Below are 12,797 nucleotides of genomic sequence, written 5' to 3' on the forward strand. Positions count from 1 at the left end.
GTTTGGAAGCCCGCATCGAGCGGACCGAGACGCGGGCCAGTGCCGCTAACGCTCTTTGCGCAGGAACAGGCGCGAGACGGTGGCGGCAGTCTGCTCGCGCGTGGGCGCGTCGCCCGCATGCAGCTCGGCCAGTGCGCCATGCATCATCTTCTGGGTGAGGCCACGCGACAGGGCCTCGAGCACCGCCTCGATCGGCTCACCCTTGGCGAGCAGCTTGCGCGCACGCGCCATCTCGGCCGCGCGCCAGACCTCGGCCTGGGCATGCAGTTGCTGGATCAGCGGCACGGTGCCGCGCTGGTCGAGCCACTGCATGAAGTTCTGCACGCCGTTGTCGATGATGACCTCGGCCTGCGCCACGGCGGCCTGGCGGCTGGCCTGGCCTTCCTGCACCACCTGGGCGAGGTCGTCGACCGTGTACAGGTAAACGTCTTCCAGATCCTTGACCTCGGGCTCGATGTCGCGCGGCACGGCCAGGTCGACCATGAACATGGGCCGGTGCTTGCGTTGCTTGAGCGCGCGTTCGACTGCGCCCAGGCCGATCAATGGCAGGGTGCTCGCGGTGCAGCTCACGACGATGTCGAATTCGGCCATGCGCGCGGGCAGGTCGGCCAGGCGAATGGCTTCCGCACCGAAGCGCGCAGCCAGCTTTTCGCCGCGTGCCATGGTGCGGTTGGCGATGGTGATCGACTTCGGATCGCGGGCGGCGAAATGGGTCACGGCCAGATCGATCATCTCGCCGGCGCCCACGAAAAGCAGGCGCGTCTCGCGCAGATCTTCGAACAGCTGGCCGGCCAGACGCACCGCCGCTGCCGCCATGCTGATGGAATGCGCGCCGATCTCGGTGGCGGTGCGCACCTCCTTGGCGACCGCAAAGGAACGCTGGAAGAGCTGGTTGAGCGTGCTGCCGAGTGCGCCGGCGGTCTCCGCGGCACGGACAGCGTCTTTCATCTGGCCGAGGATCTGGGCTTCGCCCAGCACCATCGAATCGAGCCCGCTGGCCACGCGAAAGGCATGGCGTGCGGCCTCGTCATCGTGCAGCGCATAGGCGTGCGAGCGCAGAAGAGCGGGCGCCACGCCCCCGCTCTGGGCCAGCCAGCCGAGTGTGTGGTCCAGCGCCATGTGGTCGGCCGCGCAGTAGATCTCGGTGCGGTTGCAGGTGGAGATGATCGCCGCTTCGACGTGCGGATGGCGTGAACTGCCAAAGGAACTGCGCAGGCTCTGCAGCGTGGGCGCCATCTGATCGAGTGCGAATGCGAACCGTCCGCGCAGATCGAGCGGCGCGGTGGTGTGGTTCAACCCGAGGGCCCAGACTGACATAACTTGAGATTATAAAATTTGTGGATGCCATTTGTCCGTTTGGGCGGCATGACCGAGACTATCGCTGCGATATGCGGGAAGCCGGGGCGTTTTTTTCACCTGCCGCACTGCCTTCATGTCCGCCTTCTCCTTCGTCGATCACCTGCTCAATTTCGCCTTGCCCGCCCTCTTTGTGGCACTGGTGGTGGCCTTCGTCTCGCGCTTCACGCTGCCGCGCCGCCCGTCGGCGCCTGCGTTCTGGCGCCAGGTGGCGCTGAATTCCGCCGTTGGGCTGCTGGCCCTGGAAGCGGGCCTGCTCCTCTTCGGGCGCGACGGCAAGATGCTCACCTACGCCGCGCTGGTCGTGGGCTGCGGCACCTGCCAGTGGTGGATGTCGCGCGCTTTCCGGCGTTGAGGCGGCGCTCAAGCTGCCGTCGGTGGCGCAGTCGTTGGTGCAGCCGTCGGTGGGGTGGGCGCCACGCCGGGCAGTGGTTCCGGCGCGGGTGACGACGCCAGCGTGGGTGCCGGCGGCGCGGCATAGGCCACCAGTGGAAGGGCCGCGCTCTTCAGGCCGTCCAGAATGGTGAACAGCAGGTCGCTGCGCACGCCGCCGGCCACGCGTGGGCTCTGCACGTAGGCGATCACCTGGAAGATCAGGAACCCGCTCTCGATGCCGTCGAGGGTCACCGAGGGTTCCGGGGTGAGCAGCACGCCCGTGTGGTCGCGACAGGCCGCCAGCATGACGTCGCGTGCGCGCGCGGCATCGGTCGTCAGCGGCATCGGCAGGCGGATCAGCACGCGACCCTCGGCGTTGGTCAACGTCATGTTGCGCACGGTCTTGGTGATGAACTCGGAGTTCGGCACGATCAGGGTGGAGCGGTCGCCCAGCTGGATCTCGGTGGCACGCACGTTGATGCGGCGCACGTCGCCCTCCGACGTGCCCAGCACCACCCAGTCGCCCACCTTGACCGGGCGCTCGGCCAGCAAAATCAAGCCGGAGATGAAGTTCTGCACGATCGCCTGCAGGCCGAAGCCGATGCCCACTGAAAGCGCACTCGCGACCCAGGCGATGCGATTGATGCCGATGCCCAGTGCCGACAGCGCAAAAGCGACCACCAGCACGCCGCCCACGTAGCCCAGCAGCGTGGTGAGCGAGCTCTGCATGCCGGGCTCGAGCGTGGTGTTCGGCAGGTAGTGGTCTTCCAGCCAGCGCTTGAGCACGCGCAGGGCGATGAAGCCGCCCAGCGCCACCGCGAGGGCGCTGAAGATGGCACCCGGCACGAGTTCGAACTCGCCGATCTTGAAGCCCGCACCCAGCGCGCCGCTGCGCTGGAACACTTCGCTCGGGCCGGTGCCCAGCGGCAGCACCAGCGCCACCACCATGTAGAAAAAGAGCGCGATGCGACTGATGCCCGACAGCACCACGGCCGCCTGATCGAGCGTCTGTGGCGCCAGGCCGAAGCTCTTTTGCATGCGTGCACCGAAGCTGCTGCGGGAAGACACCAGCGCCGTGAACACGTCGTCGGCAAACTTGAAGAGCACATAGAACGCCGGCACCACGATGGCGGTCCAGGTCAGCTGGCTCGCCAGGAAACTGGCCATGGCCACATAGCCGACCACCACCAGCACCCAGATCACGACCACGGCCACCAGCACGGCGCTCAGCAGCAGGCCGACCCAGACGGGGCGCTCGGTGGGTGGCGCTGCGTCGGCCGAAGCGTGGCCGGGCAGCGGCGGGGGCGCCGCGTTCGAGATGCCCAGGCGCAGCACGATGGCCGTGATCAGTGCGGTCAGGCACAGTGCGGTGAATACGTGCGTGGCGATGACCGCGGCAAAGCTGGCATCGACGATGGCGTTGACCTGGCTCGGCGTCCAGACCAGTGTGGCGACCGCTGCAATCAGCCAGGGATAGGGGGCCAGCTGCGCGGCGCGGTCGTTCTGGATGGGCGGCAGGCGCCAGGAAGGACGCGGAATCGACAGCAGCGCACGCCCCAGCCCGACGACGAAGGCGATGAAGATGCTCGACTGCACCGCACCCATGGCCAGCTTGCGCGTCTGCTCGCCCAGCACGCCATGGGCGTCGAGCGTTGCGTGCAGCCACTGCGCGGCCAGGCCGACCAGCGCGACGTTGGTCCCGACGATGGCAATCACCAGCAGCGATCGCCGCAACCGGCCGGCCGGCAGTACGCGCACCGCCAGCTTGACCAGGGCGCGTTCAGCCAGCCAGTTGCCCAGCAACGCGACCAGTACCGCACCCAGCACGCTCAGGAGCACGGCAGTGCGATGCGTTGGCGCGCGCGCGACGGCGATGCCGCTGCGCACTTCGTCGGCCAGGGCCTTCAGTTGCGAGACATCGTCCGGCCAGGCTTGGGCGATGTCCTTCCAGAATTCGCTGCCCAGTGGCGACGGTGCGCGCTCGGTCAACTGCGCCTCGAACAGCTTGCGACGCTGGTTGACCAGATCGGAAGCCCGCTGCTGCGTGTCGATGGCCAGCAGCTTGGCCAGGCGCACGTCGGCGTCGAGCGAATTGCGCTGCTTGATCAATGTGTTGCGCTGGCGCGTGATGTCGGGGTCTTCGCTGCTGCCGGGCGCGGTCGGCGCATTGCCCAGTTCGCCCAGCCGTGCGTTCAGGTCGGCCAACTGGGTGCTCTGCGCAGCGATGAAGGCGTCGGTCTGGGCCGCGATCGCATTGATGTCGCTCAGCAGGCCTCGCAGTTCGCCGTTGTTGTCCACCTTGGTGGGCAGGCGGTCGAAGCGCGCGCGCAGTTCGGCCACGCCGAGTTCCTGGGCCGTCGCGCTGCTGCCCGATGCAGGCGTGGGTGCACTGCCGCCCTGCGCAAAGACCGGGACATGCAACGCCAGGAAGAAAAGCAGCAGCAGCGCGCCGCAGCGGTGGATCAGGTTCATCGGCGCATCATAGAAGCGTGGCGGCTTCCGCAGCGACAGGACGGACCTTCAGCGGCCCGGGGCGAACAGATCGACCCGGTCGGTGATGATGCCGTCCGTTCCGAGGGCAATCAGCCGCTCCGCCGCGGTGGCTTCGTTGACGGTGTAGCTCAGCGTGCGCAGGCCGGCGGCCTGCACCTGGGCCACGGTGTCGCGTGTCCACAGGGTCTGGTTGCAGACGATCGCCACGCAGCCCAGTTGGAGGGCCACATCGAGCCAGCCATGCCACAGCGTGTCGAGCAGCAGCGCCCGGGGCAGTGCGGGCGCAGTGGCACGCGCGCCTTCGAGCGACTCGGGCTTGAAGGAGCTGAGCAGCGGCGGCACGGGGGCACCGGCCCACCATTGGGCGGCTTCGCTGGCCACCACCTCGCCAGTGCGGCGTTCCACGCCGGGCGTTGGCTTGATCTCGATGTTGAGAAAGTAGCCGTTGGCCAGGCAGAAGCGCGCTACGTTGGCGAGGGTGGGCAGCGGCTCGCCGGCGAAGGCGTGCGAATGCCAGCCGCCTGCGTCGAGCTGTGAGAGCACCGACCAGGGGTGTTCGCCCCCGGTACCGGTGCCGCTCGTCGTACGTTCGAGTGCCGCATCGTGCATCAGGAAGGCCACGCCGTCGGCACTGAGCTTGGCGTCGCACTCGAACATGCGGTAGCCGTGGGCGGCGCCCGCGCGGAACGCGGCCAGCGTGTTCTCGGGCACCAGCTTGCCGGCACCGCGGTGTGCGATCCAGCGTGGGTAGGGCCAGGCCGCCGTGCTCACACGCGCTTGCCGGAGCCGGCGTCGAACCAGTGGAGCTTGTCTTGCTGCGCGGCGATGGTCACGGTATCGCCGGCCGACGGGGGCAGCACGGCTGCGTCGGTGCGCATGATCACCTGCTCGTCGCCGATGCGCGCGTAGACCAGCCGCTCGGCGCCGAGCAGCTCGACGTGCTCGATCTGCGCGCTCCACCCTTCGGTGGCCAGCGACAGGTGCTCGGGCCGGATGCCCAGGATCTGGCCGGCGCGCACGCCCGGCGCCTGCTTGAGCAGGTTCATCGGCGGCGAGCCCATGAAGCTCGCGACGAAGGTGGTGGCAGGGCGGGAATAGACCTCTTCGGGCGTGCCGAACTGGTCCATCATGCCGCCGTTCATCACGATGATGCGCTGCGCCAGCGTCATCGCCTCGACCTGGTCGTGGGTGACGAACAGCGAGGTGATGCCCAGTTCGCGGTGCAGTTTCTGGATCTCGATGCGGGTCTGCGCCCGCAGCTTGGCGTCCAGGTTGGACAGCGGCTCGTCGAACAGGAAGACCTGCGGCTGGCGCACGATGGCGCGGCCCATGGCCACACGCTGGCGCTGGCCGCCCGACAGTTCGCGCGGCTTGCGTTCGAGCAGGTGGCCCAGTTCGAGGATCTTCGCGGCCTTGTCGACCCGCGTCTTGATCTCGGGCACCGGCACCTTGGCGATCTTCAGGCCATAGGCCATGTTGTCGAACACGCTCATGTGCGGGTACAGCGCGTAGTTCTGGAACACCATGGCGATGTCGCGCTCGGACGGCTCGAGGTCGTTGACCACGCGGCCCTTGATCGCGATCTCGCCAGCGGAGATTTCCTCCAGGCCCGCGACCATGCGCAGCAGGGTCGACTTGCCGCAGCCCGAGGGGCCGACGATGACCACGAACTCGCCGGCCTCGATTTCGGCGCTGACGCCGTGGATGACCTGATTGGCCTTGGGGCCGTGGCCGTAGCGTTTGATGACGTTGCGAAGCGAAAGAGCTGCCATTTTATTTTTCAGTGTCCACGAGGCCCTTGACGAACCATTTTTGCATCAGGACCACCACCAGCGCGGGTGGCAGCATGGCGAGGATGGCGGTGGCCATCACCACGTTCCATTCGTTCTGGCCGTCGCCGCCAGCGATCATTCGCTTGATGCCGACGACCACCGGGTACATGTCTTCGCTCGTGGTCGCCAGCAGCGGCCAGAGGTATTGGTTCCAGCCGTAGATGAACTGGATCACGAACAACGCGGCGATGGAGGTCTTCGACAACGGCAGCAGCACGTCGAAGAAGAAGCGCATCGGGCTCGCGCCGTCCATCCGCGAGGCCTCGGTCAGCTCTTCGGGCACCGTCAGGAAGAACTGGCGGAACAGGAAGGTGGCCGTGGCTGAAGCGATCAGCGGCACCGTCAGGCCGGCGTAGGAATTGAGCATGCTCAGGTCCGACAGCACCTGGTAGGTGGGCAGGATGCGCACTTCCACCGGCAGCATCAGCGTCACGAAGATGGCCCAGAAGCAAAGCTTCTGGAACGGGAAGCGGAAATACACGATGGCAAAGGCCGACAGCAGCGAGATCGTGATCTTGCCGATCGAGATGACCAGCGCCGTCACCAGGCTGACCCACATCATGTGCAGCACCGGCGCGTTGGAGCCGGCAGCGTTCTCGCGTCCGAAGAGGGCCGCCTTGTAGGTTTCCCACATGTGGGTGCCCGGCAGCAGCGGCATCGGTGCCTGTACGATCTCCTGCGCCGTGTGGGTGGACGCCACGAACGCCAGGTACAGCGGGAACGCGACGACGATCACGCCCAGCACCATCACGACGTGGGCCAGGATGCCCAGGGTTCCACGACGTTCAACCATGGGTGCGTGCTCCCGGTCGGCCGCGTCGTTGTTCTTGTTGGGTTTGCATCAGTAGTTGACTTTCTTTTCGACGTAGCGGAACTGCACCACGGTGAGCGCGACCACGATGAGCATCAGCACCACCGACTGCGCAGCCGAGCCGCCCAGGTCCATGGCCTTGAAGCCGTCGTAGTAGACCTTGTAGACCAGGATCGCGGTGTCCTTGCCGGGGCCACCCTGCGTGGCGGCGTCGACGATCGCGAAGGTGTCGAAGAAGGCGTAGACCACGTTGATCACCAGCAGGAAAAAGGTGGTGGGCGACAGCAGCGGGAACTGCACCGTCCAGAAGCGCCGCCACGGTCGCGCACCGTCAATGGACGCGGCCTCGATCAGCGACTTCGGGATCGACTGCAGGCCGGCCAGGAAGAACAGGAAGTTGTAGGAGATCTGCTTCCAGACCGAGGCCATCACGATCAGCGTCATGGCATGGCCCGAGTCGAGCAGGTGGTTCCAGTTGATGCCGATCTTGCCCAGCGCATAGGCCACCACGCCCAGCGAGGGCGAGAACATGAAGACCCACAGCACCGCGGCAACGGCCGGGGCCACCGCGTACGGCAGGATCAGCATGGTCTTGTAGAACATCGCGCCGCGCACGATGCGGTCAGCGAACACCGCCAGCATCAGCGACAGCGTGATGCCGATGCCGGCCACCAGCACCGAGAACAGCGCCGTGGTCTTGAACGACTCGACATAGCTCGGGTCGGAGATGATCTGGCGGAAGTTGTCGAGGCCCACGAAGCTCACCGACGTGCCGAAGGGGTCCTGCTGCTGCAGCGACTGCAGCACGGCCTGGGCCGCCGGCCAGAAGAAGAACACCAGGATGACGATCATCTGAGGTGCCAGCAGCAGCCACGGCAGCCAGCCGGAGCGAAAGAAAACGCGTTTTTCCATGGAGCCTCGTACGTAAAAATCCCGCCCGCTCCGCGATGCGGAGGGGGCGGGCGATGTTAGCCGGACTGCGGGGCCCGGTCAGGTCACGCTCAGGACTTGTTGGCCTTCTGGAATCGTTCGAGTTGCTCATCGCCACGTTTGACGATGGCGTCGAGGGCTTCCTTGGGCGTCTTCTTGCCGCCCCAGACCTGTTCGAGCTCTTCATCCTCGATGGCGCGAATCTGCACGTAGTTGCCCAGGCGGATGCCGCGGCTCTTGTCGGTGACCTTGCGGATCATCTGCGTGACGGCAACGTCGGTGCCCGGATTCTGCTTGTAGAAGCCCGAGTCCTCGGTCAGCTTGTACGAGGCGAGCGTGACGGGCAGGTAGCCCGTACGCTTGTGGCTGGCGGACTGCACTTCAGGTTGCGAGATGAAGCTGAAGAACTTGGCCACACCCTTGTATTCGGCCGGCTTCTTGCCCGACATCACCCACAGGCTGGCACCACCGATCACGGTGTTTTGCGGCGCGTTGGGCACGTCCTGGTAGTAAGGCAGCGGTGCCACGGCGTAGGCGAACTTGGCGTTCTTGGCCACGTTGCCGTAGAAGCCCGAGGAGGTGTTGATCATCGCGCATTCACCCGAGACGAACGAGGCTTCAGGCACGTTGCCGCGGCCCTTGTAGACGAACAGGCCCTGCTTGGCCATGTTCGAGAGGTTCTCGATGTGGCGCAGGTGCAGCGGCGAATTGACCTTCAGGCGTGCGTCCAGGCCGGCCAGGCCGTTGCTCTTGGTCGCGTACTCGACGTTGTGCCAGGCCGAGAAGCTCTCGAGCTGGGTCCAGCCCTGCCAGGCGGTGGTGAAGGGGCACTTGTGGCCGCTGGCCTTGAGCTTGGCCGCGGCGGCGGTGACTTCAGGCCAGGTCGTAGGCAGCTTGTCGGTAGGGATGCCGGCGGCCTTGAAGGCGTCCTTGTTGATGTAGAACACCGTCGTGGAGCTGTTGAACGGGAAGCTCAGCATCTGCCCGTTGGGCGCGGTGTAGTAGCCGGCGACAGCCGGAATGTAGGCGGCGGGGTCGAACTTCTCGCCCGCGTCCTTCATCACCTGACCGACCGGGACGATCGCGCCCTTGCTGGCCATCATGGTGGCGGTGCCTACTTCGAACACCTGCAGGATGTGCGGCGCGTTGCCGGCACGGAAGGCCGCGATCGATGCCGTCATCGATTCGTCATACGTGCCCTTGAAGGTCGGCACGATCTTGTATTCCTTCTGGCTTTCATTGAACTGCTTGGCCAGATCGTTGACCCATTCGTTGTTGACTGCCGTCATCGAGTGCCACCACTGGATCTCGGTTTGAGCGTGCGCCGGGGCGAACATCGTGGCGGCCAGCGCCGATGCCAGGGCGAGCGTGTTGAATCGCATGAAAACTCCTGAATGGGGAAGAGAACGCAAAGCGTGGATGCTAGGGCGTGTGTGTGACACCGCCGCGTCACAGTTGTCGCACAGCTGTCATGTGACAGCCAAGCGGGGAAACCCTTTTGGTGCAATGGCACCGACTGGCGCTCCGTTGGTGCTGCAGTGCACCATGCTAGCATTTCCGTCCAACTTTTCAGGCCCGCCGCCGGGGCACACATGCGCAAGACCTCTCTCGACAAAAGCAAGATCAAGTTCCTTCTTCTCGAGGGCGTTCATCCTTCGGCGATCGAGGTGCTCAAGGGCGCCGGCTATACCCAGATCGAGACGCTGCCCAAGGCATTGCAGGGCGAAGAACTCAAGGCCAAGCTCGCCGATGTGCATTTCCTGGGCATCCGCTCGCAGAGCAAGCTGACGGCCGACGTGCTGGCCGCTGCCCCCAAGCTGGTGGCCGTCGGATGCTTCTGCATCGGCACGAACCAGGTCGACCTGAATGCGGCACGTGAGCGTGGCGTGGCGGTGTTCAATGCGCCGTACTCCAACACGCGATCGGTCGCCGAACTGGTGCTGGCCGAAGCCATCCTGCTGCTGCGCGGCATTCCCGCCAAGAATGCGCTGGTGCACCGCGGCGGCTGGATGAAGTCCGCCGCCAACTCGCACGAGATCCGCGGCAAGACACTGGGCATCGTGGGCTATGGCTCGATCGGCACCCAGCTGTCGGTGCTGGCCGAGTCGATGGGCATGCATGTGGCGTTCTACGACGTGGTGAGCAAGCTGCCGTTGGGCAATGCGCGCCAGGTGCCGCAGTTGCATGCCTTGCTCGCGCAGAGCGACATCGTGAGCCTGCACGTGCCCGAGTTGCCGTCGACGAAGTGGATGATCGGCCCGGCCGAGATTGCCGCCATGAAGCCGGGCGGCATCCTGATCAATGCCGCACGCGGCACCGTGGTCGACATCGACGCGCTGACCGAAGGCGTCAAGAGCGGCAAGCTCTGGGGCGCGGCCATCGACGTGTTCCCGGTCGAACCGGGCAGCAACAACGAGGAATTCCAATCGCCCCTGCGCGGCCTGGACAACGTCATCCTCACGCCGCACATCGGCGGCTCCACGATGGAGGCGCAGGCCAACATCGGCGGCGAGGTGGCCGAAAAGCTGGTGAAGTACAGCGACAACGGCACGTCGATCTCGTCGGTGAACTTTCCGGAGGTCGCGCTGCCCGCGCACCCGGGCAAGCATCGTGTGCTGCACATCCACGAGAACGTGCCGGGCGTGCTGACGGCGATCAACCGGATTTTCTCCGAGCATCACATCAACATCGCTTCGCAGTACCTGCAGACCAACGAAAAGGTCGGCTACGTGGTGACCGACATCGATGCTGCGTCGTCCGACCTGGCGCTGGAGAAGCTCGCACAGGTGTCGGGCACGATCCGCAGCCGCGTGTTGTTCTAGGGGTAAAAGGGAGGAGGGTGTCCCTTGATCATGGCGCAAGCCATGGTGCCCGGGGCCGGAATCGAACCGGCACGCCTTGCGGCGGGGGATTTTGAGTCCCCTGCGTCTACCAATTTCACCACCCGGGCAGGGAAGAGTGCAGCCCGAAATTATGGCACAGTGCACGACATGACTTCCAGCGGCAATGACCCCATGACTTATCCCACCATCGAAGACGCGATCGGCAAGACGCCGCTGGTCGCACTGCAGCGCATCGATGCAGCCGAAAACGCCCGGCGCGGCAACGTCATTCTCGGCAAGCTCGAGGGCAACAATCCGGCCGGTTCGGTCAAGGACCGGCCCGCGCTGTCGATGATCCAGCGCGCGGAGGAGCGCGGCGAGATCAAGCCCGGCGACACGCTGATCGAGGCGACCTCCGGCAACACCGGCATCGCGCTGGCCATGGCGGCGGCGATCAAGGGCTACCGCATGGTGTTGATCATGCCGGAGGACCTGTCGATCGAACGTGCCCAGACCATGAAGGCGTTCGGCGCCGAACTCATGCTCACGCCCAAGAGTGGCGGCATGGAGTACGCGCGCGATCTGGCCGAACAGATGGTGGCGCAGGGCAAGGGCCGCGTGCTCGACCAGTTCGCCAACCCGGACAACCCGCGCATCCATTACGAGACGACCGGCCCGGAGATCTGGGCCGACACCCGGGGCCGCGTCACGCACTTCGTGAGCGCGATGGGCACCACTGGCACCATCACCGGCGTGTCGCGTTTCCTGAAGGAAAAGAACCCCGCCGTGCAGATCGTCGGTGCGCAGCCCGACGAGGGCTCGCGCATTCCCGGCATCCGCAAGTGGCCCGAGGCGTACATGCCCAAGATCTACGACGCGTCCCGCATCGACCGCGTGGTCAATGTCAGCCAGGAGAACGCCGAGGAGCTGTGCCGCCGCCTGGCGCGCGAAGAAGGCATCTTCGGCGGCATCTCGGCAGCCGGCGCGCTCTGGGTGGCACTTGAAGTCGCCAAGACGGTCGAGAATGCGACCATCGTCTTCATCGTCTGCGACCGGGGCGATCGGTACCTGTCGACTGGCGTGTTCCCAGCCTGATACGGCGCAGCCGAGCGACCCCTCCCAAAAAAAGACAACCACAGGCTCCGAGCCCCTCGCCATGCCCCACCCCAAGTTCTGCCAGGTTTGTGCCACCCCGCTCGAATGGATCGAGCAACTGGAAGACGGTGGACCGAAAGCGCGCCTGCGCTGCCCCGCCTGCGGCCACACGCACTGGAACAACCCGACGCCCGTGCTGGCTGCCATCGTCGAATACCATGGGCAGGTGCTGCTGGCGCGCAACGCGGCTTGGCCCACCAAGATGTATGCGCTGATCACCGGCTTCATGGAGGCTGGCGAAACGCCCGAGGAAGGCATCGCGCGCGAGGTGAAGGAAGAAACCAACCTGGATGTGAGTGCGACCCGGCTGGTGGGCGTCTACGACTTCCAGCGCATGAACCAGGTCATCATCGCCTACCACGTGGTCGCCGACGGTGAGGTGCGGTTGTCGCCTGAGCTGGTGGACTATCGGCTGTACGACCTGCCCGATCTGAAGTGCTGGCCCGCAGGCACCGGCTATGCACTGGCTGACTGGCTGCGTACGCGTGGGCACGAACCCGTGTTCTTCACGCCCGCCGAAAACGAGGCGCGCCGCCGCGGTCTCGACCTGCCGCCCGAGGAGCCGCGCCATGGAAATTGACCGCGAAATCGACACGCGTGGGCTGAACTGCCCCTTGCCGATCCTCAAGGCGAAGAAATCGCTCAACGACATGGCGAGTGGCCAGCTGTTGAAGGTGGTGTCGACGGACCCGGGCTCGATGCGCGATTTCCAGGCGTTCGCGCGCCAGACCGGCAATGAATTGGTGGATCAGCAGATGCTGGGCAGCGACTTCATCCACGTGCTGCGCCGACGCTGAGAGCGTGCGGCGAAAGCGTGCGCGCTGGAGCGGCAGCATCGGGGCGCGACAGCCCCTTTGACGCGCTGTTGACTGACGTTCAGAGAGCGAGCGTCTTCAGATACTCACGGAACTGCGCGCCCACTTCGGGGTGCGCCAGCGCCAGTTCGACGGTGGCCTGCAGAAAACCTTCCTTGGCGCCGCAGTCGTAGCGCGTGCCCTTGTATGCGTAGGCGTACACGGCTTC

Annotated in this window: 12 protein-coding genes, 1 tRNA gene and 1 pseudogene; 5 read left to right on the forward strand and 9 right to left on the reverse strand. The window is 65.6% G+C overall.

Going from position 1 to position 12,797, the window contains the following annotated elements:
- Positions 1-45 precede the first annotated feature (45 nt).
- Entirely contained in the window at positions 46-1,317 is a 1,272-nt protein-coding gene (hemA, locus tag J2W36_RS04215) for a glutamyl-tRNA reductase (protein WP_307688407.1), read from the reverse strand.
- A gap of 115 nt (positions 1,318-1,432) precedes the next feature.
- Between hemA and J2W36_RS04220 the strand changes: the two genes are divergently transcribed.
- The gene (locus J2W36_RS04220; RefSeq protein WP_307688408.1) at positions 1,433-1,711 is read left to right on the forward strand and encodes a hypothetical protein; all 279 of its coding nucleotides are present in this window, start codon (positions 1,433-1,435) and stop codon (positions 1,709-1,711) included.
- Between the two features lie 8 nt (positions 1,712-1,719).
- Here the strand turns inward: J2W36_RS04220 and J2W36_RS04225 are convergent, their stop codons facing one another.
- From J2W36_RS04225 to ugpB, 6 genes are all read right to left on the reverse strand, one after another.
- A complete protein-coding gene (locus tag J2W36_RS04225) occupies positions 1,720-4,203 on the reverse strand; it encodes a DUF3772 domain-containing protein (RefSeq protein WP_307688409.1) in 2,484 nt (827 codons plus the stop codon).
- A 48-nt stretch (positions 4,204-4,251) separates the two neighbouring features.
- Entirely contained in the window at positions 4,252-4,995 is a 744-nt protein-coding gene (ugpQ, locus tag J2W36_RS04230; protein ID WP_307688410.1) for a glycerophosphodiester phosphodiesterase, read from the reverse strand.
- A complete protein-coding gene (gene ugpC / locus J2W36_RS04235; RefSeq protein WP_307688411.1) occupies positions 4,992-5,996 on the reverse strand; it encodes a sn-glycerol-3-phosphate ABC transporter ATP-binding protein UgpC in 1,005 nt (334 codons plus the stop codon). Before ugpC ends, ugpQ begins: the two co-directional genes overlap by 4 nt.
- Before the next feature lies 1 nt (position 5,997).
- Positions 5,998-6,849, reverse strand: coding sequence for a sn-glycerol-3-phosphate ABC transporter permease UgpE (ugpE, locus tag J2W36_RS04240; protein WP_307688412.1), 852 nt, complete (start codon positions 6,847-6,849; stop codon positions 5,998-6,000).
- 48 nt (positions 6,850-6,897) lie between these two features.
- Positions 6,898-7,779 carry a sn-glycerol-3-phosphate ABC transporter permease UgpA gene (gene ugpA, locus J2W36_RS04245; protein WP_307688413.1) on the reverse strand — a complete coding sequence of 294 codons (882 nt, stop codon included), beginning with the start codon at positions 7,777-7,779 and terminating at the stop codon, positions 6,898-6,900.
- A gap of 89 nt (positions 7,780-7,868) precedes the next feature.
- On the reverse strand, positions 7,869-9,179 hold the full coding sequence (ugpB, locus tag J2W36_RS04250) for a sn-glycerol-3-phosphate ABC transporter substrate-binding protein UgpB (RefSeq protein WP_307688414.1): 1,311 nt from the start codon (positions 9,177-9,179) through the stop codon (positions 7,869-7,871).
- 210 nt (positions 9,180-9,389) lie between these two features.
- On the opposite strand from ugpB, the gene serA reads away from it, so the two are divergent.
- Positions 9,390-10,619, forward strand: coding sequence for a phosphoglycerate dehydrogenase (gene serA / locus J2W36_RS04255; RefSeq protein ID WP_307688415.1), 1,230 nt, complete (start codon positions 9,390-9,392; stop codon positions 10,617-10,619).
- A gap of 43 nt (positions 10,620-10,662) precedes the next feature.
- On the opposite strand, the gene J2W36_RS04260 is transcribed toward serA, so the two are convergent.
- Positions 10,663-10,747 (reverse strand) — tRNA-Leu (locus J2W36_RS04260).
- A 64-nt stretch (positions 10,748-10,811) separates the two neighbouring features.
- On the opposite strand from J2W36_RS04260, the gene cysM reads away from it, so the two are divergent.
- The 3 genes from cysM (at position 10,812) to J2W36_RS04275 (ending at position 12,571) form a co-directional block, all read left to right on the forward strand.
- The gene (gene cysM, locus J2W36_RS04265; protein ID WP_307688416.1) at positions 10,812-11,714 is read left to right on the forward strand and encodes a cysteine synthase CysM; all 903 of its coding nucleotides are present in this window, start codon (positions 10,812-10,814) and stop codon (positions 11,712-11,714) included.
- Positions 11,715-11,775: 61 nt separating this feature from the next.
- The gene (locus tag J2W36_RS04270) at positions 11,776-12,354 is read left to right on the forward strand and encodes an NUDIX hydrolase (RefSeq protein WP_307688417.1); all 579 of its coding nucleotides are present in this window, start codon (positions 11,776-11,778) and stop codon (positions 12,352-12,354) included.
- Positions 12,344-12,571: a sulfurtransferase TusA family protein gene (locus J2W36_RS04275; protein WP_307688418.1), complete on the forward strand. Its 228-nt coding sequence runs from the start codon at positions 12,344-12,346 to the stop codon at positions 12,569-12,571. The genes J2W36_RS04270 and J2W36_RS04275 overlap by 11 nt, the downstream gene beginning before the upstream one ends.
- Before the next feature lie 79 nt (positions 12,572-12,650).
- Here J2W36_RS04275 and J2W36_RS04280 read toward each other — a convergent pair.
- Positions 12,651-12,797, reverse strand: a pseudogene (locus J2W36_RS04280) (UTP--glucose-1-phosphate uridylyltransferase); the annotation flags it as partial.

Source organism: Variovorax ginsengisoli (assembly GCF_030811835.1).
GTDB lineage: Bacteria > Pseudomonadota > Gammaproteobacteria > Burkholderiales > Burkholderiaceae_C > Variovorax > Variovorax ginsengisoli_C.